Below are 25,142 nucleotides of genomic sequence, written 5' to 3' on the forward strand. Positions count from 1 at the left end.
AGTGTGACTTACAGTTTGTCTGTCGGTGTAAGTTTCGGGGCACTACCATCACCAAAATTGTAGGTGTAGGTGGTTCCGGTGCTTTCTGGCCCGGTATTGGTAAAGTTTACTAGTAAATCAGCACAACCTGTTGTTTTATCAGGAGAAAACAGGGCAACAGGTTTGGCATGTACAATAACCGTAGCGGTTGTTATCACCGGCGGACCACATGGTGAGGTTGTTGTTAGTGTAATGTTATAGGTTTTGTCTTTCCCTGTTGGATCGGCCAGGAAAGTTATTGCTGCTGGCTGGGCAAGGGTAGAAGATTGCCCGTTGCCGAAATTCCATGAGTATGTTGCGCCGTTAAGCGGAGTAGTGGTATTGGTAAAGGTAACACCACTGAGCGGATCACAACCTTCGGTTACGCTTTGTGTAAAGGACGATGTAACGATGGGTAAGGTGGTAAATACTTCGCTTTTTTCGTCAGGGTTACAGCTCAGGCTGCTGGTTACCACGAGCTTTATGGTTACACTTTCATTGCCATTGGAAATGGTATAACCAGGAAATGCAGTGCCGGTTCCAATTTGTACGTTGTTGGCAAACCAGGTGTAGGTTGCATTGCGGTCGGGATATAATGTAGCCGCTACATTGGTTGCATCGAGCCTAAAAGGAGCACAGCCAGTGTTGGTTGTGTAAGTTATTTCGGCTTTTGCATGTGGGTTTACCGTTATTTTAGTCTCGTTACTCAAATTACCCGAGCAGGCTCCGCTGGCCACTGCACGTCGGTAATAGATGGTTGCAGCTGGCGTTGGTGGGTTAAAGCTAATGCCTGTAGCACCCAGTATATCGCTCCAGGCAGTTCCGTTTATACTCGATTGCCATTGGTAAGTATAGGTACCACTGCCACCTGCAGGCGCAGAACCAGTAAGCGGCGCTGCCGGCGAGCCCACACAAATGTTCTGGTCGGCGCTGATGGTATTATTGGTTAAGCCCGGTAACACATTAACCTGTATCGTGTTGCTAAACGAAGTACAGATGGTACTGTTTACTAGTCGCCTGAAATAGGTAGAAGTGGTAGCCGTTGTGGTTAAATCTTTATTAATGGCCGAAGGGATATTGGTCCAGGTACTGCCATCGGGGCTGCTTTGCCACTGATATGTATAGGTGCCTGTACCTCCGGTAGGTGTATCGCCGGTTACGGTAGTGTTCTGGCCTGCGCAAACAGGTGCGGCCGATGCATTAATGGTATTGCTAACTGGCGGATAATAGGTAATGGTTACATCATCGGTAGAAGGAGGGCAGCCGCCAAAACCGGTAATGGTCCACCTGAAAGTATAAGTTTGGCCAGGTACAACACCGGTAACAGCGGTATTAAATAAGGATGCGTCGGTAAATACCACACCGGTTTGTCCGGAGGTTAGTGTCCAGATACCCGTGTTGGGTGCCGGATTATTTCCATTTAAGGTAATACTGTTACCACTGCATAAGCTTTGATCGGAGCCCGCATTGGCCGCCACTGTACCTGGGTTTACGGTAATGGTGGTTATGGTAGAAAGGGCTTCGGCACAGCTTCCGCTTTGTACTACCGCGCGGTATTGGGTTGTAACGGTAAGGTTGGTAAATACATAAGGGTTGGTTGTAGCGGTAACTGTCGACCAGTTTGTTCCGTTATCAACCGAGCGTTCCCAGCGGATAATGTTGCCTACCTGTCCGCTTAGCGTAATGTTTCCTCCATTGGTACCTGAGCAAACACTTGCATCGCCTGCAGTAGTGCCGCCTACACTCAGCGGGTTAACGGTTATTTGTACTTCATCAAAAGAACTTGAACAGCCAGCGTCGCTGATGGTCCACCGCAATACATAGGAATTGCCTGCCGACAGGCCCGAAATCTGGGTGTTGTTTTGGGTGTCATCGGCAAAGGTTATAGTGGTAGGGGCAGATGTGATTGTCCATTTACCCGTTCCCACAACCGGGTTGTTTCCTTTTAGGGTGTAAGTAGTTTGGTTACAGATGGCCTCATCCAGACCTGCGTTAGCCGGTGTTACGCTGGGTAATATGGTTATGGTTACTGTAGCAGTAGTACCGGGACAGCCATTGGCAGATACAGGTATAACCGTATACATTACTGTTCCGGGGCTAGTGCCCGAATTGGTTAAAATATCGTTAATCTGGTTCCCTGCTGCGGCAACAGGCCTGTTGGTATTGCCGGTTATGGCACCGGTTATAGTACTGGTATAAGTATAATTTACCCCTGCCAGGTTTGCGGAAAGGGTTATGCCGGCTGCAGTTGCATTACAAATGCTGGTGCTTAGAGGAGTGGCTGTGGCTATTGGGTTTGGCGTTATGGTTACGGTAAGGTTGAAAGCTGTACCATCGCAGCCATCTTTGTGCGGTACAATCACGTAAGTTACTACCGCATCGTTGCTGGCATCTGTATTGGTTATGATATCGTTAATATCGCCGGTTCCACTGGCGCTATAGCCTGTTGCATTTGGGGTTCCGGTGGCTGTCCAGGTGTAGGTAACACCGGTTACAGCCGAGGTTGGCGTATAAGCCACGCTTTTTCCGGTACAGATGGTTTTGGTTGCTGCACTGGTAAGGCTGATGTTTTGTTTGATAGTTAAAATAATATCATCATCAATCTGGTTACAGGGAGCAGGCAAAGTGGTTGTAGCCCGCAATTTTAAAGTCACTGTTCCTGCTGCTTTTTCGGCTGCGGATGGGGTGTAAACGGCGTTTAAATCGTTTCTGTTTGTGCTAAATGTACCTGTTCCACCTACCCAGCTTTGGCTTGAAGTCGTACCTGTTACCGCACCTGCCAGCGTAAAGCCCGGATCGTTAAAGCAAATGCTTTGATCGGGGCCTGCATTAACCACAGGAGCCGTGCTGAATGTGAGGATCTGGGTATCGGTTACCGTTCCACAGTTATTTTTATGTGTAACCGTAACCGTGTAAGTATCGTAGCTATCGAATTTAATGGATGGATATTTAGAATTGGCAGTTGTACCGCCTGCAAAGCTGTAGGTGCCTCCGCTGGCTGCACTAACCGTCCAGGTATAGGTATCGGCCAGATCTTTTGCAGTACCTGAAAGCGTGGTTTTGGTAGGGCCGGTGGTGGTATTGTTAAAATCGTAAGTAGATAAGTTACAAACGGTAATATCAGGCGAAAGAATGGCGACCGGCGTTGCATTTACCACTACAGTTTGCGCTGGGGTGGTAACCACGCCGCATGATGGGGTCGAAATGCTTAGTATGATGGTATAGATACCCGGATTGGTAAAATTAAATTCAGGTTCTTTACTTGTTGCGTTAGTGCCGTTGGCGTAAGTTACTGCAGGTGTTACCGACCACGAATAGGTATTGGCCGCATTGCAAATGTTATCTAACACCGAATTATCAGTAGGTTTTAATGTGCCGGGAGCACAAATGGTTGTTGCTGGTAGGGTGAAATCTGGTTTAGGTGGATCCTGGATACAGATTTCATGGGAAACAGGGGCAGCATCACAATTACTAGTCTTATTTATAGATGTCAAGGTGATGGTGTAACTGCCATGGCTTGGGAACTTATAGACAAAGTTAAATGACTTAGGTTTATCAATCTCTTGAATTACACCATTAACAGACCAGTTATAGCGGATATCGTTAGGTGTACAAGCCGGGCTATTAGTAGTTGGATTTTCGCCTAGCGTGGAAGTGTTAACAAAAACAACATCACTATTGGTACATGCAGGTGTATTATATACGAACGAATTCTCAGGTTTTACAACCACCTTTGCCGAAGAAGAAACCGGCGTACCTAAAGAAGAACAAAAATCGTTTGACACTTTAATTGATACGTCGAAGGCGTTATAAATGGTTCCGGCGCTAGAAGTAGATACACTTCCGCAGGAAGATTTGGTATAGATATGTGATACTTTGCCACTATTAGCAATAATTTCGCAAAGGGTATAGGTTGAGGTGGTTTGGTCGCCCCAAATAATGGTATAAATATCGCCCGGAAAATTGTATTGAATACCCGAACTCGAAGTAATGTCTACGTTAAATGTAAATGCATCTAATGGTAAGCATTTTATATCGTTACCAGTGTTGGCAAAAGCTGTTACGGTCTTATTATTAATCAATAAGTAAGCTTTAGTGGCCACCGTACCATCTGGCATTACCGCTTTAGTATAAATTGTATAATGCGCTTGTTGTGCAGTGAAACTCTGTATGGCAGTTGGGAAAGAAATAAGGGTTGGGCTTCCTCCATTTACCTCATCAGTTACAGTGGCTGTGAAAGTACTATTAGTGGTCGATTCATTCTTTAAGAAAAAGGGATTGCTCGCTCTACTGGTACAGGTACCAAAAGTTTCATCATTGGCTGCATTTAGCAAGGTAGAGGTTAATTTCGCTTCCACGGGAGCACCGGCTTTAACTTCAAATGTTGTTGAGGCAGTACTTGTGAATGCTGGAGTTGTAGATTTAATTCTAACTTGGTAGCCTGTACCTGGCGTAAGAACAGCTGGAAGTTTTCCGTTAATGTAAGTACTGTAAAAACCGTTATAGGTACCAATCAGGGTTTCGGCGGCAAAACTTCCGTTCTGATCAGAAAGATAAAGCTGAAACTGGTTTCCCTGTGTGGCACAACCAGAGGTAATGTTAAATGGAACACCGATGGTGCTGCCCGGAGTAAAAGGGCCGGCATCTACTACACCGATATTAACCTGCGAAAAACATACTGACGTATAAAACAATGCCCCAAAAAAGAGGACAAAAAAATGCCATTTCCTTTTACAACGAATCTTCATAAATCTCTAACACTAGGGAATGATTTTATTGCGTTCTGGAAGTTATAGCTGTGTAACTTGCTTAATCTGTTTCCAAGGCTGGGTTCAGACGTAAGACGCGTCAATAAATATTCGGTGCAAAGAACGTAATTTTTGCATTACATCTGCAAAATTTTACACCAACATTAACTAAATGAGCAGGTTATATCGCTTGTTAAATCTGGTTTTACGGGGCAAAAGGGCATAAAAAACCCCAAGGCTTTATCTCCTTGAGGGCATATTTTTACACGAAATTGTTTCGTTATGGATTGGTATTACATCATACCGCCCATACCGCCGCCGCCCATTGGAGGCATTGGAGCACCACCTTCTTCAGGCTCGTCTGCTAAAACAACTTCAGTAGTTAATAACATTGCTGCAATAGATGCTGCGTTTTCTAATGCTACACGGCTTACTTTAGTTGGATCGATAACACCGGCACCAATTAAGTTTTCGTAAACACCAGTACGGGCATTGTAACCGTAATCAGCAGTACCTTCTTTAACTTTTTGTACCACGATAGAACCTTCGATACCTGCGTTTTCGCAAATCTGACGTAATGGCTCTTCAATAGCACGGCGGATGATCTGGATACCAGTGTTTTCGTCTTCGTTAGCACCTTTTAAATCAGCGATAGAAGCTACAGCGCGGATGAAAGCAACACCACCACCAGCAACAATACCTTCTTCTACAGCCGCACGGGTTGCATGTAAAGCATCATCAACACGGTCTTTTTTCTCTTTCATTTCAACCTCACTTGCTGCACCAACGTAAAGAACTGCAACACCGCCAGCTAATTTAGCCAAACGCTCTTGTAATTTTTCTTTATCGTAATCAGAAGTAGTAGTTTCGATTTGCGCTTTAATCTGGTTAACACGGGCTTTAATATCTTCAGTGTTACCTGCACCGTTAATTACAGTTGTATTGTCTTTATCAACAACAACTTTCTCGGCAGAACCTAAGTAAGTTAAATCAGCATTTTCTAATTTGTAACCTCTTTCTTCCGAAATAACAGTACCACCAGTTAAAATAGCGATGTCTTCTAACATTGCTTTTCTTCTGTCGCCGAAACCTGGAGCTTTAACAGCCACAACTTTCAGTGAACCACGGATTTTGTTTACTACCAAAGTAGCTAAAGCTTCACCATCTAAATCTTCAGAAATGATTACTAATGGTTTACCAGTTTGAACAGTTTTTTCTAAAACCGGCAACAATTCTTTCATGTTGCTGATTTTTTTATCGTAGATTAAAATGTAAGGGCTGTCTAGTTCAGCTTCCATTTTATCTGCATTGGTAACGAAGTAAGGAGATAGATAACCTCTATCAAACTGCATACCTTCTACTGTTTTTACTTCAGTTTCAGTACCTTTTGCTTCTTCAACAGTAATTACACCATCTTTACCTACTTTGCTCATTGCCTCAGCAATTAACGAACCGATTACCTCGTCGTTATTAGCCGAAATAGAAGCAACCTGTTTAATTTTGTTGTTGTCTTCGCCAACGGTTTGCGATTGAGTTTTTAAGTTTTCTACAACAGCAGCAACAGCTTTGTCGATACCGCGTTTTAAATCCATTGGATTTGCACCAGCAGCAACGTTTTTAATACCAGTAGTAATAATAGCCTGCGCTAAAACGGTAGCAGTAGTAGTACCATCACCAGCAATATCAGCTGTTTTAGAAGCTACTTCTTTAACCATTTGAGCACCCATGTTCTCAACTGCATCTTTCAATTCGATTTCTTTAGCAACAGTAACACCATCTTTGGTGATTGCCGGTGAACCGAATTTTTTATCGATAATTACGTTACGTCCTTTTGGACCTAAGGTTACTTTTACTGCATTTGCAAGAATATCAACACCTCTTTTCAGGGCGTCGCGTGCTTCTACGTTATATTTTACTTGTTTAGACATTTTAAGATTTATTTTAAAGTTTTAATGCTTGAAGGTTGAAATGTTTCAGTCCCTCGATTTATATCACATTGCAACATTTAAACGTTACAACATTTCAATTCCTTATCCTACAACAGCGTAGATGTCAGTTTCGCGCATAATCAGGTAATCTTTACCTTCGTAAGGGAACTCAGTACCGCCGTATTTACCATAAATTACAACATCGCCAACTTTTACGCTAGCTTTTTTACCTTCAGCATCTTCTTCAGAAACAGAAACTACAGTTCCTTTAGATGGTTTTTCTTTAGCAGTATCAGGAATATACAAACCTGATGCAGTTTTTTCTTCTGCTGCAGCCGGTTCAACTATTACTCTGTTCGAACTGCCAGCAATTGGTTTAAGGTTTAACGCCATAACTTTTATTATTTTTTATTTTGATTTTGTTTTTTAACTAGGCATACAATTAACACTTTTTATGCCAATAGGTTTTCAGGGACAAATTTTCACCAAACTGTCAAACTTTTCATGCTAATTGCTTGTGGGCGTGTCAGCATGGCAGTAAGTTTTGATTCCTTAAGCCCGGAAATTAAGGTTTGCCCCATTCTTCCGGAGTTTGGCGAATTTATTCATAAGTTTTCTCTGTTAAGTATTTCCAATATCTTTTAGGTACATGTTGCACGTGTAATTTTGTGTTTTTTCTGGCTACAATGTTAGCGCTTTTAAAATAATCTTTCCAAAGGGCCGCATAAAGCGCTTCATTTTCGTCCATCAGTGCAGGGGCGGGCTTTTGCTTGTTAATCCCTTCGGCAAAACCAATTGTGATTTCTGTTACCGTATCTAAATTGTAGTGTAAACCATATTTGCGCTTTAAATCATAAATTATCCATTGCTGATCGGCATAACGGTTTTTAAAATGATTGGAAATTAAAGGCAGCACATTAAAGTCGGGATCAATACCGGCATAAAATAAACCATCACCTGTTTTTTGAAACCGGATAAAGGCCTCCATCCGGTGTTTCTCGCGCTCTACACTTTTGGCATATTTAGCAAGCGCCATTACGTGTTCGTTGCCATAATTGCCCTCCGCACCGGCGGCCTGCTTAAAAATATAAACCGAAAAATGAAAGAGGTGGTTATAGGCCTCCAGGATTTCGGATAAATAAGTGCAGTAAAATTTGCGCAAGCCTGCTTTCGTCAGTTTCTTTTGAAGCCCCAGCCAAACACGGTCGGCTTTTGAAGCATCGGTGATCACCGTAAAACTTTCGGCAAAGGCTTCGGGCTGAAACATTTCGAATGATTTGAGCACAACCTTGCCGGGTTTGCGTTCAAACCATTCGAAAACAGCTGTTAAGAGTCCAGGTAGGGAACCGTCGAAGATGTAGATCATAGGTACTTTTTTCGTTAAATTGTCATGCTGAACGCAGTGAAGAATCTCTTTTCTATAAGTCAGATTACCTGGTATTTATAAACGTTAAGTCCTGTGGTAATAGGAGTCAATAACCGTCCCGAGCATTGCAGATTCTTCACTGCGTTCAGCATGACAGCAGATTAAAACAAAAGCATCTGGTTGTTATCTGTTTTTAAATATTTGCTTTTACTTTCGGCCAGGATAAAGGCTTTAATCTGGGTGCCCTGATAATCTCTTAACTGATAGGGGCTATCGGCACAAACTATAAAATGCCGTGCTTTATTGTAGGCAATGCCTATTTTCTTAAGTTGGTCAATCCTCAGTTTTCCAAATTTGCGGGCCTGAACAATTTTTTGGGCCGACATTACCCCAATCCCCGGAACGCGCAAAATCATTTTGTAATCGGCCTGATTAATATCGACCGGAAAATGTTGCATGTTGCGGATGGCCCAGCTCAATTTGGGGTCGATATCTACATCGAGGTTTGGGTTGGCATCGTTTAAAATTTCCTGAACCTTAAAGCCGTAGAAACGCATCAGCCAATCGGTTTGGTACAGGCGGTTTTCTCTTAATAATGGCGGTTGTGTGCCTAAAACCGGCATTCGGCTGTCGTTGCTAATGGGCACATAACCCGAATAGTACACTCTTTTTAGCGAGAAGTTTTTGTAAAAGGCATTTGCGGTATACATAATGTCCTTATCACTTTCTGGTGTTGCGCCGATAACCATTTGGGTACTTTGCCCGGCAGGTACGAATTTCGGAATATGCTTAATCAGTTTTTTATCGGCCGAAAACTGGGTAATCTGCTTTTGTACAAATTCGAGGGGCTTAATTACATCGGCATGGTTTTTTTCGGGGGCGAGCAGTTTAAGACCGGCTTCGGTAGGCATTTCTAAATTGATGCTCATTCTGTCGGCATATAAGCCCGCCTCTTTAATTAGCTCATCGCTGGCACCTGGAATGGTTTTTAGGTGGATATAACCATTGTAGTTTTGTTCTAAACGCAGTTTCTTAACAACAAGCAGTAAGCGTTCCATCGTAAAATCGGCGTTTTTAAAAATCCCTGAGCTTAAAAACAGGCCTTCAATATAATTACGCCGGTAAAAGTTCATGGTCAGGTCTACCACCTCATCAACGGTAAAGGCAGCGCGCTTGATGTCGTTGCTTTTCCGCGAAACACAGAACAAACAATCGTATATGCAGTGATTGGTAAGCAGGATTTTTAGCAGGGATACGCACCTGCCATCTTCAGTATAGGTATGGCAAATGCCCGATACATGGCTGTTGCCAAGACCTTTATTGTCATTTTTTCTTGTGCCGCCGCTTGATGAACAAGAAACATCATATTTAGCGGCGTCAGCAAGAATATTCAGCTTTTCACGAATCCTGTCAGACATAGGTAGATGTTTTAATACTAACAAAGATAGTTAAAAACTAAAAATATTAGTATTTTAATGGTCGTAATCCTATTCTGTTCGGGAATATTAATTAAAAGCTGTTTGAAGGTTGTAATTTACCGTTTAGCGGTAATTGACTGCCGATGTGGTAATTTTCCTGGTAATGTTCCAGTTCTGAAAAAAAGCGATCGGCTTCGGCTTCAAGATCGTTTACGGGATTAAAGTTTGCCACAAAGTTTGGGTGCTTAAATTCGATCTGGTAATAATAACCACCGTTATTGTTATCGAACAATTCGGTTACCCGGCTAACATTTTCCCAGCCCGAAAAAAAATCGGTCCGGCGGTATAGTAAAGAAGTACTTTTTAATTTAAAGCCAATGCCATCATCACCGATTAATACTTCGCTGCGCACAAAAACAAGTGTTTTAGTTACCCAGAAGAGCATCAGCGCCATCGAAACTATAGAAAGGAAAACCAGCATTAACACCATTCCTTCCGAAAGCGAAGTAAACAAACCAAAAATGCAGTACATCACTAACGATATGAACAGCAGTGGAAAGCCAATCATAGCAATCAGCATCACATTGTTTTTGTGATATTTTAGTTTGTAGACGTGCATGGCTTTAATTTTTGTAAAGTTAAGCCGGTATGCATGCCTTTGAAATACTTAGTTTTAGGTATTTTTCCTTTAGATTATTGCTTGCCCGACCACTCTTTGTAAAAATGATCTAAATAAAGCAACATAAAATTATGCCTTTCAGTTGCCATAGTCTTACCAGTTTCGGTGTTCATAAGGTCTTTTAACAGCAATAGTTTTTCGTAAAAGTGATTGATGGTTGGTGCAGTTGTATTTTTATAACTTTCTTTGGTTAGGTGCTCTTCTGGCGCAATAGCCGGATCGTAAAGCACCCTGTTTTTAAAACCGCCATAAGTAAAAGCCCTGGCAATACCAATGGCGCCAATAGCATCCAAGCGGTCGGCGTCTTGTACAATCTGCATTTCCTTTGAGGTGAAACCGGCAGCATCAAAGCTGTTTTTGAACGACATGTTCTGGATAATCAGTTTAACGTGCTTAATCGTTTCTGCATCAATAGCAATTGATTCCAGAAATGATGCTGCCATATTGGGGCCTAATTCTTCATCGCCATGGTTAAACTTTGGGTCGGCAATATCATGAAGCAAAGCTGCAAAAGCCACAACAAGCTCGTTGCCATTTTCTTGTTGGTTAATGGTTTTTGCGGTTTCAAAAACCCTTTCAATGTGGAACCAGTCATGCCCTGCTTCAGCATTTGCTAAAGTTCTTTTTACAAAATCGATGGTTTTCTGAATAGGTTCCTGCATTGTGCTAAATTTTTCCAAAGGTATTGGAATTATTTGGCGCGGGAAATAAATGATATCAACACGGCCACTAAGTTAGCTCGCTGCTGCAGCCCTGCGCTCATCGTCAGCAATAATTTTGATCAGGTCATTGTGATTAAGCGTTAACAGGTGCGATACCTCTACTTCTAAAATTGCAGCAATTTGAAATAGGCGATCTATAGTGAGTTTGCTGTATCCAAGCTCAATTTTACTGTAAGCGTTTTGAGATATTTTTAATTTTGCAGCCAGGTAATCTTGAGTATAGTCCCTGTACTCTCTAATTTTTCTAATATTCCCGGCCACATTCTTTGTCTTTAATGCCAATGTATTTTCCATAAAAAGGTGTTAAAATTTTAACGTTTCTCTTCTCATTTACGAAAGTTATAAGCCAATAGTTTTTAAAAAGTGATTTTTTAGCACTATTAGGAATTACGTGAAGTGGAGAGCCAACTTATTACTAGCAACAATTAGATCTTGAAAAAGTTTGAGTTGCTGTATTTGTTATTGATAATTAGCGGGTTGTGTTTTTTGCTGAAGTGTTTGAGGCGTTATAAGCGTTAGATACTGATAGGTGTTCTGAAATTTATGAGAGGCTGGTAGTATAGCGTAAACTTAGATTGGGGCAATCGGTTTTAGGTTTTAATACAAACCCCAATCGTCTTCAAATTCGTCTTTTTCGAAATATTTTACCCACTCGATGAACAATAAGCGAAATTTTTCGATTTCAGCCAAAACAATGTCTTTATACTCGGGCGTACAGATCCCGAACATATCTGCAGCTCTTACCTGGGTTTCGAGCTCGCGGCAGTTGGTTCTGATAATGGAAGCATTTTCCATCCGTAAAATGTACATGTCCGCACCCTCTGCACCCACAATTTTAGGGCAGAGCATAAGCGCATTCTGCATAATTAAATTGGCGGTCATTTCGGCCATTTCGCCTTCAAGTGTTTCGCAAAACAGGGCTGCATATTTGTATACTGCCCTGGCTTGGTTATATAAGTTCTTAGCCCTGGATACTTTTAATCTCACTTTTTCGGCATCATCAGACGATAGATTTTCTTCATCCTCATCATCCCGGCCAAAGCGGCTAAAATGCTCCCATTCGGGCATATGATCCATGTCATCGAATTCCATATTCTTAAAAATTGGTTACGTTATGGAACGTAAGAGCGTGTAATATATTAATTTTCAAGGAAAAAGACTACTCTTCTGTTTTTGGAGCCCTTTTCGAGCCATCGTACAATTCGTATTCCAACAACCTACAGTCTAATTTACCGTTATAAAATTCAACTTTTTTAGCAGCTTTTAAGCCTATTTTTTTAGCAAGATCGGGATTTCCTGTGAAAATATATCCAGAATAGCCCTTGCATTTTGTTTTCATAAAATCGCCCATGCGCTTATAAGTAAGTTCTAATTTACTGTGCACGCCTAAACGCTCGCCATATTCGGGGTTAAAAACCACTGCACCTTTGCCATCTTCGGGTACAGGCGTAAGCTCGAAATCGCAAACCTCGAACTCGATTAAAGTATCTACGCCAGCTGTTTTTGCATTTCTGCGTGTTACTTCAACAGCATCCTCAGAAAGATCGGAAGCTACGATTTTAAGATCAATATTTTTAATCACCTGATCTTTTAATAACCTGCGCTCTGCAAAAAATACTTCTTCGTTATAACCCAGAATGTGCATAAAGGCATAATTCATGCGGTAAAGTCCGGGGGCACGGTTAGTAGCAATCAGTGCCGCTTCGATAGCTAAGGTACCCGAACCGCACATAGGGTTAATAAACGGCGATTTTTTATCCCAGTTGGTGGCATAAATTACACCCGAAGCAAGCGCTTCGAGCATAGGTGCTTTGCCTGGTATTTTGCGGTAGCCGTGTTTGGCCAGGGTCTCGCCCGAAGTATCTATAAAAACATTGGCTTCGGCATCTTTCCAGTATAAATGTACCACTGCTTTGTTTACGTCCGATCCGGAATTGGGGCGAATACCTTTTTTCTCTTTCAGGCGGTCTACAATAGCATCCTTTACTTTCAGGTTGGCAAAAAGCGGTGTGGTAATATTGGGGTTATCAACATTTGAAGTAACGGAGAAATAACCCGAAAAATCGATTAATTCTTCCCACTCAATGGCTTTAATTTCGTTGTATAAATCATCGGGCGTAACAGCCTTAAAATTTTTGATCGAGTATAAGATCTGACTGGCGCAACGCAAGTTCAAATTCAGCTTTATACACTCCGTAACGGTAATATTGAGCTCAACACCAGTTGGGAAAGCTCTTTCGATAGTGTAGCCTAAAGCCTTAACTTCTTCTTGTAAATAGGGCGAAAGGCGCTTGTTGCAGGTAATAATTACCTTGCTTTTATTGTGGAAAACTTGCATCATAATATATGCGAAGTTATCAATAAAATTATAGAGATTTGATGTTTATAAGTACATTATTAGTATTAGGTATGGAAATTAAAGGAAAAGTACACGAAATAGGTGCCACACAACAAGTAAGTGAAACGTTTAAAAAACGTGATTTAATAGTAGAATACGCAGAAAATCCAACATATCCAGAATATATCCGTTTTGAGGCTTTACAAGATAAAACTGCATTATTAGATACATTTAAAACTGGCGATGAGGTTGAGGTTTTCTTTAATTTACGCGGCCGTCCATGGACAGATAAAACAGGTAAAACATCATATTTTAACAGCCTTGTGATTTGGCGCATCAATGCTGTTGCAGCAGGTGCTCCTGCAGCAAGCACACCAGCTTATGCAGCTCCGGTTGATGTAAGCAATACATCAGGCGAGGATGATGATTTGCCTTTCTAAATAAAGAATCTTTTTTAAGCAAACAATTTTGAACCAATGCCGGGGCTTTTGCCGCGGCATTTTTTTTTGGTAATACTTCCGAAGTTTTTAAAGCTAAGGGATTAGAAAACTTCGAATGTATTCCTTTACCCCGCTGTTAAAATATGTTAAAAACAAGTACTTAGCGCTGTTAATCAGTATTTTTGATAAACTAATGGGTTTTTAACAACCTGTTTCTGGTTTTTTTAGTCCCGGTTACGAAACTTATTCATGAAGAAAAGAAGTTTTTGGTTAATTACAGTTTTAATGACAGTGGCGCTGCTCGGTGTGTTTGTAATGCAATTGTATTACATCCGGGAGTCCTATAAACTAAAATCCCAGCTTTTTGACGAACAGGTAAACCAAACACTTTCTACTGTTGTGAATAAAATTCAGCGTAGAAATGTTGCCGATCACTTAAACCGGAAAGATGCCGAAAATAAGCTTAAGCAAATTCAGGATTCGAGACAGCGTACGCTGGATATTAAAGACCTGCGGCAGCAATATGTGCAGGAAGCAGAATTGCGGCAGGTTGAAAGGGAAAACCAGATTGAAGCTTACCTGAACCAACAGGATAGTATTATCAGGGTATCGTACCGTGCGCCCAATGTAATTTCGGAAAGAGAATATACCTCACTAACATCGAAGAACGGCGATAAGCTCGATTTGCAGATGGATGCATTTATTGATATCAAAAGTTTGATATTAAAAGGCTATAGCATGCGCAGCAAGCCTTTTTCTACTCCACCAAAGGCATTTGAATTTAAAAGCTTGCAAAACTTGCCCGATACTTTACGGTATCTGGTTTTCGATCCGAGAGATGGTAGCCCGGGTTTTGCAAATGTGCCAAAAATCCCGACTGATTTAGACAAGAAATTTAAGCGTGATGATGAAATCGCAAAGAAAAAACTCGAACTGAAAATTGCTGCCTTAGGAAAGGATACTTTTTCTTACAATCGCTTAAGCATGGTTGAAGATGTGTCGAAAGAATTGCAGGAAACCAATGTTCCCATTTATAAGCGTATTAATTTCGATTCGCTGGGTAGCATACTGCGGGCAGAGCTTTTAGCCAATAACATTACGCTTGATCCATCTTACCGGGTTTCTTTGGCCAAAAAAGATTCAACCATCTTTATGACCGCTTCGAATGTAAAGGGAGAGTTTTTACCAGAAAACACGTACAAAATACCACTTTTTGGAAACGATATTTTTCGCGATCCGGGAATGCTTTTTGTGAGTTTCCCAGATAAAACCTCGGCAATTGTTTCTAATTTGAGCGCAACCTTAGCATCGTCGGTTGGCTTGTTGCTGGTGCTGGTTTTTATCTTTTCTTATACACTTTATGCTATTTTAAAGCAAAAGAAAATATCAGAGATGAAAACTGATTTCATCAACAACATGACCCACGAGTTTAAAACCCCCGTAGCCACCATCATGATTGCGAGCGAGGCTTTAAAAGACCCTGAGGTAACCGAAGATAAAACGCGGTTAAAACGCCTGGCAGGAATAATCTACGATGAAAACGTTCGCCTTGGTAGCCATATAGAGCGGGTTTTAAGCATAGCCAGGTTAGAAAAAGGCGAACTTAAAATGGAAAATACCGAGGTAGATATGAACGATCTGATTATGATTGTTCTGGATAGTATGGAGTTGCAGCTGCAAAAAAGAAATGCAGTAATTACAGTAAATACCAATGCCGAAAATGCCATTGTTTTTGGCGATGAACTGCATTTATCAAATGTAATTTACAACCTGATTGATAATGCCAATAAATACAGTGCCGATACGCCAGATATAACCATTACCACACGAAATACCAGCAAGCATTTAATTATCGAAATTGCCGATAAAGGTATAGGCATGACCAAAGAGCAGGCCAAGCGAATTTTCGATCAGTTTTACAGGGTGCCCACTGGGAACCTGCACGATGTTAAAGGTTTTGGTCTGGGGTTAAATTACGTTCAGGATATCATTAAAAAATTAAACGGAACCGTTAAAGTAAGTAGCGAAAAAGATAAAGGAACTACGTTCGAAATATCGTTACCTTTATAAAGCTGTTAACCATCGGGACAAAAGCTTGCTTTATCGATACATTAAAAAAGAACAGGTTTAATTTACTTAATATAGTAGCGTATTAATTTAAAGTTACGTATAAATTAAACCGTTATGCAGATTTCGAATCAAACTTTCAGTGTAGGTAATGCTACATATGCGAATAAAATTAAGAAAATGAAGAAAATACTTCTGGTAGAAGACGATCCAAACTTAGGTTTATTATTACAGGACTATTTACAACTAAAGGGTAAATTTGATGTGGTGCTGTGTACTGACGGGGAAGAAGGGCTGCGGGCTTTTAGCAAGCAGAACTTCGATTTATGCATTTTGGATGTAATGATGCCCAAAAAGGATGGCTTTACCTTAGGTAAAGATATTAGAAAGGCTAATGCACACGTGCCAATTATTTTTGCAACTGCTAAAACTATGTTAGAAGATAAGGCTGCGGCATACGATTTGGGCGGTGATGATTACATTACCAAACCTTTCCGTATTGAAGAGCTTTTGTTGCGCATAAACGCCATGTTTAAACGTGTGGCCAATAAAACAGATAGTGCCGATGAATCAGCAGAAACACAGTTTTCCATTGGTCAGTATCATTTCGATTATACTACACAGATTATTACCAGTAACGATCTTCAGCAAAAACTGTCTACCAAAGAGGCAGAGTTGTTGCGTTTGTTGTGCCTGAAAAAGAATACCGTGTTAACCCGTGAAGAGGCTTTATTGAGTATCTGGCACGATGATAACTACTTTAATGGTCGCAGTATGGATGTATTTTTAAGCAAATTGCGCAAATACCTGCGCGCCGATCCGGCGGTTGAAATTATCAATGTACACGGAAAAGGGTATAAGTTATTGGTGAATTAGGAAACAGCTGTAATGTTGTAACGTTACAACATTTCAGCACCCAAACCTATAAGTATAAATTTTTCTCAATCGTCGGAATAATCCCTCTTTCCTGAGCCAGTTTAAACAAAGTATCAACCGCTTTACGGCCTTCTTCGCCCAGGTTAATGCTGTACTTGTTTACATAAAGCTCAATGTGTTTGTACATTACGCTTTCTTCCATGGCCTGTGCATGCTCGCGAATAAAATCGATACTCGATTTTGGATGGGTAAAGGCATATTCTACCGACTGTCTGATTAAGCGGTTTACTTTTAACTGCACATCGCGATCGAGGTTGCGGTTAACTACAATGCCACCTAAGGGAATTGCACAGCCGGTGAGTTTTTCCCAGTAATCGCCAAGATCAATAATTTTGTTCAAGCCCTTATCCTGGTAGGTAAACCTGTTTTCGTGGATAATCAAGCCTAAATCAATTTTTTCTTCCAATAAAGCCGATTCGATTTCAGAAAATACCAGTTCCTGTTTGTTTTGTAACTCAGGGTAGGCAATGCCCAGCAAGAAATTTGCGGTAGTATATTTGCCAGGTATGCCTACTTTAAGCCCAGCATCAGGGGTTAGTAATGCCGGATCATTTTCGCCTTTAAAATGGTTTTTACTAATCAACAACGGACCAACACCGAAGCCTAAGGCACTGCCTGCATCGAGCAAGGCATATTGATTGGCCACATAGGCAAAAGCATGAAAACTTAATTTGGTGATATTTAATTCGCCCCTTAGTGCTTTCTGGTTCAGGGTTTCCACATCATCGTAATAAACCTCAAATTCTAAACCTTCGGTATCAATTTTATGGTGAATTAAAGCGTCGAAAATAAAGGTATCGTTAGGGCAGGGCGAAAAGCCAAGGGTAAGTTTCATAAATCAAAATTAATTACTGTGGTAAACTAATTGGTCATACTCAGTTCATTTCTCCAATAAAAGCAATGGCCCAATCGTTCAGGTTTTTTATGGAAAGACCTATTTTCCAGTTATCTTTATTTCGGGGCTCCACATAATTGGAGATGCTCCTGATTTGCAGGCAATCTATATTTAATTGTTTACAGGCATAAAAAACAGCTGCACCTTCCATGCTTTCGGTTGTGGGGTTTAACCGTTTAACCAAATGTTTAATGCTTTTTTCACTGCCCGTTACACGGTTCATGGTAATGCCTTTAACGAGCGGTAAACCTACTTTGCGTTGGGTTCTGGAAGTGTAATGGCTTTCGCCAAAGCCCAGGTCGGTAATGGTTAAAAAGTCGTCACCGCTTTCTGCACCCAGTTCGGCAAAGGTATCTTCGCTAATGTTTAATACTGTTCCGAGCGCAATATTCCGGTCAAAACAACCTGCAATGCCAAAATTTACAACCAGTTCATATTTGTGCGATAAGTACTTGCCCAATGCAAAAGCTGTTGCCACCATTCCAACTCCGGTAATCAGCAGATCAAAATTTTTGCTTTCAACAAAATCGCCCTCCGGCAAATTAAAATGCTGGTAAAAGAAAGAAAGTTCGGCCTTTGTGGCTGCAACAACTAAAGTTTTCATAGTGTAAATTTAATGGTTTGTTTCGATAAACTTTGGTTTCTTTAAGCTTTGGTGTTTAGGCTTAATGCTTTATCAGTATATTTGCGGTTTATTTTATAGTAATGATTTACATAACGAGAAAAGCATCATTTAACGCAGCACATAAGCTAGCCCGAACCGATTGGGATGATGATAAAAATAGTGAGGTTTATGGCAAGTGTGCTAACCCAAACTGGCACGGCCATAACTATTGGTTATACGTTACCGTTAAAGGCGAAGTTAATCCGGAAACGGGTTTCCTTGTCGATCTGAAGTGGTTAAAAGATGTAATGAATAATTATGTTGTAGATAAGGTTGACCATAAAAACTTAAACCTTGATGTCGATTTTATGAAGGGCAAACTGGCCTCAACCGAAAATCTGGCTATCGAAATCTGGAAACAGTTGTGGGCACCGATTGCCGAAAGCGGTGCAATTTTACATTGCGTAAAAATCTACGAAACTGAAAACAATTATGTTGAATACTTTGGCTAAAAACCTACATTAATGAGCGATAAAGACGTATTAAAAGGCGAATCGATAGATGGTTATGTAAAAATAGACCGTTATAATGATGATAAAATAGATGCTGTAGCAACACACTATAAAGATATTCTGGGGCATTTGGGCGAAGACCCTGAGCGCGAAGGTTTATTGAAAACCCCTGAGCGTGTGGCAAAAGCCTTACAATATTTAACACACGGCTACGATTTAAAACCAGATGAAATTTTAAAATCGGCGATGTTCGAAGAAGATTATAGCCAAATGGTTGTAGTTAAAGATATTGAAGTATATTCGATGTGCGAACACCATATGCTGCCGTTTTTTGGAAAAGCGCATATTGCCTATATCCCTAACGGACATATTGTTGGTCTAAGCAAGATTCCGCGTGTGGTTGATGCTTTCGCGCGCCGCTTACAGGTACAGGAACGTTTAACAAACGAAATCAGAGATTGTATCCAAAATACTTTAAGTCCAATGGGGGTTGCGGTAGTGATGGAGTGCAGGCACTTGTGTATGGCTATGCGCGGTGTACAGAAACAAAATTCGGTAACCACAACCTCAGCCTTTACGGGTACCTTTTTAAGTAACGATAAAACAAGAGCTGAGTTTTTAAGGTTAATTACAGCAAGTTTAGATTAATTTAGTAACAAGTAGAAAGTATCAAGAAGCATTTAGCGTAGAAACGCTAAGCGCCAAACGTGATACGCTAAACTAACAATATGAAAGCATATATTTTTCCCGGACAGGGAGCACAGTTTGTAGGTATGGGTAAAGACCTTTACGAGAACCCTGAAGCTGCAACATTATTTGAGAAAGCTAACGAAATTATTGGTTTCCGCATTAGCGATATTATGTTTGGCGGAACCGACGAGGAACTTAAACAAACCAAGGTAACGCAGCCTGCAATTTTTTTGCATTCAGTTATTTTAGCCAAAGTTTTAGGTGCCGATTTTAAACCTGATATGGTTGCTGGTCACTCTTTAGGCGAGTTTTCTGCTTTAGTGGCTGCAAATGCACTAAGTTTCGAAGATGGCTTAAAACTGGTTATTGCACGTGCAAATGCTATGCAAAAAGCTTGCGAAGCGCAACCATCAACTATGGCCGCTATTTTGGGCTTAGCTGACGAGGTTGTAGAGCAAATTTGTGCTGATATTGATGCCGTTGTTGTACCGGCAAATTACAATTGCCCTGGGCAATTGGTAATTTCGGGCAGTATTGAAGGTATTGATTTGGCTTGTGCCAAATTAACTGAGGCCGGAGCAAAAAGAGCTTTAAAATTAAATGTAGGTGGTGCTTTCCACTCGCCATTAATGGAGCCGGCAAAAATTGAACTACAGGCTGCTATTGAAGCTACTAATATTGCTGCACCTGTGTGCCCGGTATATCAAAATGTTGATGCTAAGCCTTATACTGATCCGGAAGAAATTAAAGCAAATTTAATTAAACAATTAACCGGCGCCGTACGTTGGACACAAACGGTAGGTAATATGCTTGCCGATGGAGCAACCGAATTTGTGGAGGTTGGTCCAGGCAATGTGTTACAGGGTTTGGTTAAAAAAGTAAGCCGTGAAGTGCAAACCAGCAGTGCTTCGATCGCATAACTTTTATTTCCTTAAAATATAATACCAGCGCCATAAACCAAAGTTTATGGCGTTGTTTTTTACCAATATTTAATATCTTTATCCGTAGATGAGAATAAGCTTTGGTGTAAAAATAAGATTTCTATTGCTTGTTTTGGGCTGTTGTCTCATTGCAACTTCCATTTCTTTAAGCTTTTTCACTACCAAAAGCGAATTGCTTGATCATGATGCCAATGAGATACAGCAAAACCTTTTAGCCAAAGAAAGAGCGGTTGAAAATTTTTTAGCCAACAAGCAGGAGGTAGCCAAGGCAAAGCAATTTCATTTAAACCCTCAGGATGCCACTAATTTTATCGAATTATATCGAAGGCAGAATGGCATTAACTTATTTACGTATCAAAATAACCGGCTTAAATTCTGGAGTACCTATAAAGTTTCTGAAATAGATCCAGCCGACATAAAAGAAGGAAGCTCAGTGCTTTTTTTTTCAAACGGATGGTATGAAGTAATTAAAAGTGTACAGGGTAATTTTAGTTTTATCTTTCTCATCTCCATTCAGTCTCAATATCCTTTTAAAGAAACACAGTATTTTAAAAACGATATAGACCCGCTGCTATCTAGCACTAAGATTTTAACCTTTGCTTCTTTTACCGATAAGGATGTTTACACGATAAAAAGCCTTGATAATAAGTTTTTATTTGGGTTGAAGGTTAAGCCGGGCTATGCCGATACCTATTACTCGGGTACGCAGCTTTGGCTTTTTGTGGCTGGTATGTTGTGCATTTGCATGTTTTTTAATTCGCTATGCTCGTTTATTGCACGGCGCGGGCATATCGCATGGGGTACCTTTTTATTGCTGTTTTTCTTTATGGCTTTTCGTTTAACAGATTTGTATTTCGGCTGGTTTAACCATCGTTTTACTTTAGATCTGTTTGACCCTAAAATATATGCCGATAGTTTCTTAATGCCTTCGCTTGGCGATTTTCTGCTCAATGTAATTGCCATTACCTGGTTGCTTTTGTTTATGTACAATCACAAAGAACAATACCAGTTTCCCGGGTGGATTAAACGGAATAAAGTCGTAGGGTTGTTTATTCAGGCCGTGCTACTGGTACTTATTGGTAAGATAGTATGGGATACCGACGATATTTTCTTCGGACTGATTTTTAACTCGCGCATTAACTTTGATATTGTAAACATCTTAAAGCTTAGCGGAACCAGTTGGGTTGGAATCGTAATTTTATGTCTGGCCTGGTTCCAGATTTACCTTATTACTGTAATTTCGGCAACGATAAGCAGTCAGTTAAATGTTACCAACAAAGAGCGGATTATTATTTTTGTAATCGGCTTTGCAGGAGTATTTGTTTACAAGTTGTTTGTTGATTTTAATGCCTTTTTTATTGTTTTTGCCCTCATTTTATTTATTGTAGCCAGGGCAGTTTATTTAAAGGAAAGCAATTTTTCCATTGGCATGTTTGCCATTGTGTTTTTTTGCCTGGCCTTTAATACTTCAATTAAATACACCCGGTTTAAAGACATTAAGGAAAGAAACCTGCGCGAACCTTTGGCGCGTAAAATACAATCGTCGGAAGATTTAAATGCCATTCTTGCCTTGGGGTCCTTAGGGAATGAAATTGCTAAAGACGATTTCCTGGCCCGGTATTTTAACCAAAATAAAATGGCCAATTATGCGGTACTTAAAAACCACCTTAAGGATTACCTGGATGGCTATTTAAGCCGGTACGACTCGCAGATTTATCCTTACGACAGGTTGGGAACTGCAATGGGCAATGCCGATAGCCCACCCATTGACAAGTATAAAAACCTGGTTGAGGCAGGCTCAGTGAAAATTGATGGTTCTAATTTTTTCTATCAGGTAAACAATACTTTTGGCTATCAGGACTACTTTGGGATTATTTCGGTTGTAGATAATGGCAATTTACTGGGTACACTGATTATCGAACTCCGTTCTAAACCCTACAATTACAATAACAGGCTCCCTGATCTTTTGGGTGACCAAAAAGAGGCAAAGGACGAGGATTTTAGAGGCTATTCCATTGCCTTTTACAGCAATAATAAACTGCTTAACCAATCGGGAAATTTTACTTTTCCTTTAGATGGTAGCATATTTAAAGGCAAAAAAGATGATTTTGTTATCCTCAGCGATGATAGCTTGCATTATAGCCACTTAATTTATAAGCCTTCTGCAAGTAAAATGGTGGTAATCAGTAAAGCAAAAGTAGATTATGTAGAACGGTTGGCGGCCTTGTCTTTCTTTTTTCTGGTTTTCATTATCTTCTCGTTACTTCTTTATGGGTTAATATGGTTGATTAAAAACCTCGACGATGATAAAGTAGGCTGGTTTAGTATTAACCGGTCGTTGATGATCAACGCCAATAAGATTTTATATAAAACACGCATCCAGGTGGTAATTGTATTATCGGTAGTGGCTACTTTGGTTATTGTTGGCTGGGTAACCTATTACTACATGAATAAAGAATACCGTGGCCAGCAAGATGCGATATTGAAAGATAAAATCAGAAAGGTTCAGCAGAACTTTGAAAAGCAGGTTTTTAATAATGGGATGATCTCTAACGATGAAAGTGCAGTGGCCGATTTCAACAACTTCGCCGATATTAACAATGCTGATCTGAACCTGTATGATTTAAATGGTAACCTGACCATGACCACTTATCCGAAGCTTTACAACTATAAAATTATTGGTCGGAAAATGGGTCCACTGGCCTATATTTCTTTAAATGGCCTGCACCGATCTGAATTTATTAACCTGGATGAGAAAATAGGAAATTTAACCTATGCTGCGGCCTACGCTCCCATAAGGAACGCGCAAAATAAAACAATAGCTTATTTAAGCCTTCCCAATTATTCGAATGAAGAAGAATATACGGATAAAATAGCCCTTTTTGTGAGTAACCTGATTAATATTTATGCTCTGGTTTTTGTTGCCATTGGGGTGCTGGCAATCTTTTTGGCCAACCAGATAACCAGCCCGTTAACTTTTATTCAGGAGAGTATAAGCCGAACAAAAATAGGACAGCGTAACGAACCGATTGTATGGCGGAGGCATGATGAAATTGGTTCGTTAATTAAAGAGTACAACAACATGATTGCCGCCTTAGAAGATAGTGCCCTTAGACTGGCCCGCTCTGAGCGTGAAAGTGCCTGGCGCGAAATGGCTAAACAAGTGGCGCACGAAATTAAAAATCCGTTAACTCCACTTAAATTAGGGGTTCAGTTACTGGAGAAATCCTGGAAAGAAAAAGACCCGAACTTTGAGCTGAAGTTTAATAAATTCAGCAAATCGTTTATCGAACAGATTGATAGTCTATCTAAAATTGCTTCTGAGTTCTCTAATTTTGCTAAAATGCCCGATACCAACTTAGAGCGCCTTTTATTGCTACCTATTATTGAGCAGGCGAGAGAAGTATTTAAAAGTACAGATAACGTAACCATTGATGTGTTAAACAAAAGTGAGAAAGACATCGAAATCATGGCTGATCACGATCAGTTGTTGCGCACTTTTAACAACTTGCTTAAAAATGCCATTGAAGCCATTGACGAGGAGACTTTGTGCTGCATAACCATTATTGTTTATATGGATACGAAAAACGCCTATATCGAAATTAAAGATAATGGTAAAGGCATACCTCCATCCCTGCACGATAAGATATTTGTACCCAACTTTACTACAAAATCTTCAGGTACAGGATTAGGGCTGGCGTTTGTAAAACAGGCTGTAGAAAATGCCGGTGGTTCAGTTAAATTTACATCAATAAGTGGCCTTGGGACAACGTTTTATTTGAATTTTCCATTGGCTTAATTGAGTGTCGAGAAGAAGCGTTTATGTGATTTTACCTCAGTTCTATCTGGGCTTTACCCATGGTGTTACCATCGGCATATAAGATTACGGTATAAATACCTTTAATAAAGGGCTTTGGGTTTGCCCAATCGATAACATAAGTACTGTCGTCGTTATTGTAGTTGATAAAGATAGAGTGGCTGTACTGCATATCCTGTCCGTCGGCTTCAAAGTGGTTACCTTCATCAGCGAGCAGGTTTCCTGCCGGATCAAAAACCCTTAGGTAAATGTTATGATGGCCTTTTTCTGCCAGTTGATTTGGAATAATGGTAAAACGCACGCTTAGTTTTTCGGCTGTAGACGATTTGGTTACTTCTACTTTTTTTCCGCTTGATTTAGTTCTGAAAGCTACAATTTCGGCCGATTGAAGTTTTAGCACCGCTGCAGTTTTAACTTTTGCATTGAGGTTACTGTTCTCACTTTCAAGGTTCGAGGCCTTGCTGCTCATGCTCCGTAAAGTATTCTCCAAGCTATCGCGACTGTTTTTTAAAAAGATATTATCTTTCTGTAGCTGGATAATCTGGTCGCTATAATTCTTAACAAAAGTTTTCAGCTCATTAATCTGGGCATTTGCTTTATCCAGTTCAACCTGTGTAATCTGGTTTTTTTCTAAGGCAAGCTTAAGCGCATCGATCTTTTTTCGTGCCTCTTTCTGTTCCTCAACCAGCTTTTCGTTTAAATCTAAATTAAGCGCATTAACCTTGTCTAGCTCAACTTCAATTTTTTCGACCTCGAGCCGCAGTTTATCCTTCTCCGTACTTACGGTAACAAACCTTTCGCTTTGCTTTCGGTCTTTAAGAAACAAATAAGCATTTGTCCCAATTAAAGCCGCTATAACAATTACCAGAAAGTAAATTTTGTTCCTATCACCTTTATTAACTTTTTGTGATTCCATTTTTAATAACGCTGTATCTTCTTTAAATTAATATACTTTTGTTCTCCATAGGTAAATGGGGGTACACAATTAATTTTTAGGAGGCGCAAATTAAAATTTTTAATAAA

At 40.4% G+C, this 25,142-nt stretch carries 20 protein-coding genes; 7 read left to right on the forward strand and 13 right to left on the reverse strand.

Translation table 11 applies throughout. From position 1 onward, the window contains the following. Positions 1-8: 8 nt before the first annotated feature. The 10 genes from G7074_RS10155 to G7074_RS10200 form a co-directional block, all read right to left on the reverse strand. Positions 9-4,766, reverse strand: a complete 4,758-nt coding sequence (locus tag G7074_RS10155; protein WP_166208245.1) for a PKD-like domain-containing protein — start codon at positions 4,764-4,766, stop codon at positions 9-11. 293 nt (positions 4,767-5,059) lie between these two features. Continuing rightward, a complete protein-coding gene (gene groL, locus G7074_RS10160; RefSeq protein WP_124558838.1) occupies positions 5,060-6,694 on the reverse strand; it encodes a chaperonin GroEL in 1,635 nt (544 codons plus the stop codon). Positions 6,695-6,796: 102 nt separating this feature from the next. Next, positions 6,797-7,087: a co-chaperone GroES gene (gene groES, locus G7074_RS10165; protein WP_010599229.1), complete on the reverse strand. Its 291-nt coding sequence runs from the start codon at positions 7,085-7,087 to the stop codon at positions 6,797-6,799. A gap of 208 nt (positions 7,088-7,295) precedes the next feature. Then, entirely contained in the window at positions 7,296-8,060 is a 765-nt protein-coding gene (locus G7074_RS10170; protein ID WP_166208248.1) for a TIGR03915 family putative DNA repair protein, read from the reverse strand. A gap of 161 nt (positions 8,061-8,221) precedes the next feature. Then, the gene (locus tag G7074_RS10175; protein ID WP_166208251.1) at positions 8,222-9,478 is read right to left on the reverse strand and encodes a putative DNA modification/repair radical SAM protein; all 1,257 of its coding nucleotides are present in this window, start codon (positions 9,476-9,478) and stop codon (positions 8,222-8,224) included. Between the two features lie 91 nt (positions 9,479-9,569). After that, positions 9,570-10,097 carry a hypothetical protein gene (locus tag G7074_RS10180; protein ID WP_166208254.1) on the reverse strand — a complete coding sequence of 176 codons (528 nt, stop codon included), beginning with the start codon at positions 10,095-10,097 and terminating at the stop codon, positions 9,570-9,572. Positions 10,098-10,171: 74 nt separating this feature from the next. Then, complete coding sequence (locus G7074_RS10185; RefSeq protein WP_124558834.1) at positions 10,172-10,819, reverse strand: HD domain-containing protein; 648 nt, start codon at positions 10,817-10,819, stop codon at positions 10,172-10,174. A gap of 72 nt (positions 10,820-10,891) precedes the next feature. After that, a complete protein-coding gene (locus G7074_RS10190; RefSeq protein WP_124558833.1) occupies positions 10,892-11,173 on the reverse strand; it encodes a helix-turn-helix domain-containing protein in 282 nt (93 codons plus the stop codon). 303 nt (positions 11,174-11,476) lie between these two features. Beyond that, the gene (locus G7074_RS10195; RefSeq protein WP_124558832.1) at positions 11,477-11,971 is read right to left on the reverse strand and encodes a hypothetical protein; all 495 of its coding nucleotides are present in this window, start codon (positions 11,969-11,971) and stop codon (positions 11,477-11,479) included. A gap of 67 nt (positions 11,972-12,038) precedes the next feature. Next, positions 12,039-13,217 carry a class I SAM-dependent RNA methyltransferase gene (locus tag G7074_RS10200; RefSeq protein ID WP_124559015.1) on the reverse strand — a complete coding sequence of 393 codons (1,179 nt, stop codon included), beginning with the start codon at positions 13,215-13,217 and terminating at the stop codon, positions 12,039-12,041. A 71-nt stretch (positions 13,218-13,288) separates the two neighbouring features. Here G7074_RS10200 and G7074_RS10205 point away from each other — a divergent pair, with 71 nt between their 5' ends. The 3 genes from G7074_RS10205 to G7074_RS10215 all read left to right on the forward strand — a co-directional run bounded on the left by G7074_RS10205 (position 13,289) and on the right by G7074_RS10215 (position 16,600). Beyond that, complete coding sequence (locus G7074_RS10205) at positions 13,289-13,657, forward strand: DUF3127 domain-containing protein (protein ID WP_124558831.1); 369 nt, start codon at positions 13,289-13,291, stop codon at positions 13,655-13,657. 249 nt (positions 13,658-13,906) lie between these two features. Next, entirely contained in the window at positions 13,907-15,727 is a 1,821-nt protein-coding gene (locus G7074_RS10210) for a sensor histidine kinase KdpD (protein WP_124558830.1), read from the forward strand. 177 nt (positions 15,728-15,904) lie between these two features. Then, the gene (locus G7074_RS10215) at positions 15,905-16,600 is read left to right on the forward strand and encodes a response regulator transcription factor (protein WP_199748288.1); all 696 of its coding nucleotides are present in this window, start codon (positions 15,905-15,907) and stop codon (positions 16,598-16,600) included. A gap of 46 nt (positions 16,601-16,646) precedes the next feature. Here G7074_RS10215 and G7074_RS10220 read toward each other — a convergent pair whose 3' ends face one another. Both G7074_RS10220 and mqnB read right to left on the reverse strand, forming a co-directional pair. Then, positions 16,647-17,495, reverse strand: a complete 849-nt coding sequence (locus G7074_RS10220; RefSeq protein WP_166208257.1) for a menaquinone biosynthesis family protein — start codon at positions 17,493-17,495, stop codon at positions 16,647-16,649. Between the two features lie 40 nt (positions 17,496-17,535). Then, positions 17,536-18,159, reverse strand: a complete 624-nt coding sequence (gene mqnB, locus G7074_RS10225) for a futalosine hydrolase (RefSeq protein WP_124558828.1) — start codon at positions 18,157-18,159, stop codon at positions 17,536-17,538. 101 nt (positions 18,160-18,260) lie between these two features. Between mqnB and G7074_RS10230 the strand changes: the two genes are divergently transcribed. From G7074_RS10230 to G7074_RS10245, 4 genes are all read left to right on the forward strand, one after another. Next, on the forward strand, positions 18,261-18,671 hold the full coding sequence (locus G7074_RS10230) for a 6-carboxytetrahydropterin synthase (protein ID WP_039477758.1): 411 nt from the start codon (positions 18,261-18,263) through the stop codon (positions 18,669-18,671). A 12-nt stretch (positions 18,672-18,683) separates the two neighbouring features. Next, positions 18,684-19,319 carry a GTP cyclohydrolase I FolE gene (gene folE, locus G7074_RS10235; RefSeq protein WP_124558827.1) on the forward strand — a complete coding sequence of 212 codons (636 nt, stop codon included), beginning with the start codon at positions 18,684-18,686 and terminating at the stop codon, positions 19,317-19,319. Between the two features lie 80 nt (positions 19,320-19,399). After that, positions 19,400-20,281, forward strand: a complete 882-nt coding sequence (gene fabD / locus G7074_RS10240) for an ACP S-malonyltransferase (protein ID WP_124558826.1) — start codon at positions 19,400-19,402, stop codon at positions 20,279-20,281. An 88-nt stretch (positions 20,282-20,369) separates the two neighbouring features. After that, entirely contained in the window at positions 20,370-24,101 is a 3,732-nt protein-coding gene (locus G7074_RS10245) for a HAMP domain-containing sensor histidine kinase (RefSeq protein ID WP_166208260.1), read from the forward strand. A 31-nt stretch (positions 24,102-24,132) separates the two neighbouring features. On the opposite strand, the gene G7074_RS10250 is transcribed toward G7074_RS10245, so the two are convergent. Next, the gene (locus tag G7074_RS10250; RefSeq protein WP_124558824.1) at positions 24,133-25,035 is read right to left on the reverse strand and encodes a hypothetical protein; all 903 of its coding nucleotides are present in this window, start codon (positions 25,033-25,035) and stop codon (positions 24,133-24,135) included. Positions 25,036-25,142 lie beyond the last annotated feature (107 nt).

Source organism: Pedobacter sp. HDW13 (assembly GCF_011303555.1).
Taxonomy (GTDB): domain Bacteria; phylum Bacteroidota; class Bacteroidia; order Sphingobacteriales; family Sphingobacteriaceae; genus Pedobacter.

What these genes read in the sequence shown, in the direction of transcription:
- G7074_RS10155 (WP_166208245.1), bottom strand. Translation starts at nt 4,766, where the DNA reads ATGAAGATTCGTTGTAAAAGGAAATGGCATTTTTTTGTCCTCTTTTTT.
- groL (WP_124558838.1), bottom strand. Translation starts at nt 6,694, where the DNA reads ATGTCTAAACAAGTAAAATATAACGTAGAAGCACGCGACGCCCTGAAA.
- groES (WP_010599229.1), bottom strand. Translation starts at nt 7,087, where the DNA reads ATGGCGTTAAACCTTAAACCAATTGCTGGCAGTTCGAACAGAGTAATA.
- G7074_RS10170 (WP_166208248.1), bottom strand. Translation starts at nt 8,060, where the DNA reads ATGATCTACATCTTCGACGGTTCCCTACCTGGACTCTTAACAGCTGTT.
- G7074_RS10175 (WP_166208251.1), bottom strand. Translation starts at nt 9,478, where the DNA reads ATGTCTGACAGGATTCGTGAAAAGCTGAATATTCTTGCTGACGCCGCT.
- G7074_RS10180 (WP_166208254.1), bottom strand. Translation starts at nt 10,097, where the DNA reads ATGCACGTCTACAAACTAAAATATCACAAAAACAATGTGATGCTGATT.
- G7074_RS10185 (WP_124558834.1), bottom strand. Translation starts at nt 10,819, where the DNA reads ATGCAGGAACCTATTCAGAAAACCATCGATTTTGTAAAAAGAACTTTA.
- G7074_RS10190 (WP_124558833.1), bottom strand. Translation starts at nt 11,173, where the DNA reads ATGGAAAATACATTGGCATTAAAGACAAAGAATGTGGCCGGGAATATT.
- G7074_RS10195 (WP_124558832.1), bottom strand. Translation starts at nt 11,971, where the DNA reads ATGGAATTCGATGACATGGATCATATGCCCGAATGGGAGCATTTTAGC.
- G7074_RS10200 (WP_124559015.1), bottom strand. Translation starts at nt 13,217, where the DNA reads ATGCAAGTTTTCCACAATAAAAGCAAGGTAATTATTACCTGCAACAAG.
- G7074_RS10205 (WP_124558831.1), top strand. Translation starts at nt 13,289, where the DNA reads ATGGAAATTAAAGGAAAAGTACACGAAATAGGTGCCACACAACAAGTA.
- G7074_RS10210 (WP_124558830.1), top strand. Translation starts at nt 13,907, where the DNA reads ATGAAGAAAAGAAGTTTTTGGTTAATTACAGTTTTAATGACAGTGGCG.
- G7074_RS10215 (WP_199748288.1), top strand. Translation starts at nt 15,905, where the DNA reads ATGAAGAAAATACTTCTGGTAGAAGACGATCCAAACTTAGGTTTATTA.
- G7074_RS10220 (WP_166208257.1), bottom strand. Translation starts at nt 17,495, where the DNA reads ATGAAACTTACCCTTGGCTTTTCGCCCTGCCCTAACGATACCTTTATT.
- mqnB (WP_124558828.1), bottom strand. Translation starts at nt 18,159, where the DNA reads ATGAAAACTTTAGTTGTTGCAGCCACAAAGGCCGAACTTTCTTTCTTT.
- G7074_RS10230 (WP_039477758.1), top strand. Translation starts at nt 18,261, where the DNA reads ATGATTTACATAACGAGAAAAGCATCATTTAACGCAGCACATAAGCTA.
- folE (WP_124558827.1), top strand. Translation starts at nt 18,684, where the DNA reads ATGAGCGATAAAGACGTATTAAAAGGCGAATCGATAGATGGTTATGTA.
- fabD (WP_124558826.1), top strand. Translation starts at nt 19,400, where the DNA reads ATGAAAGCATATATTTTTCCCGGACAGGGAGCACAGTTTGTAGGTATG.
- G7074_RS10245 (WP_166208260.1), top strand. Translation starts at nt 20,370, where the DNA reads ATGAGAATAAGCTTTGGTGTAAAAATAAGATTTCTATTGCTTGTTTTG.
- G7074_RS10250 (WP_124558824.1), bottom strand. Translation starts at nt 25,035, where the DNA reads ATGGAATCACAAAAAGTTAATAAAGGTGATAGGAACAAAATTTACTTT.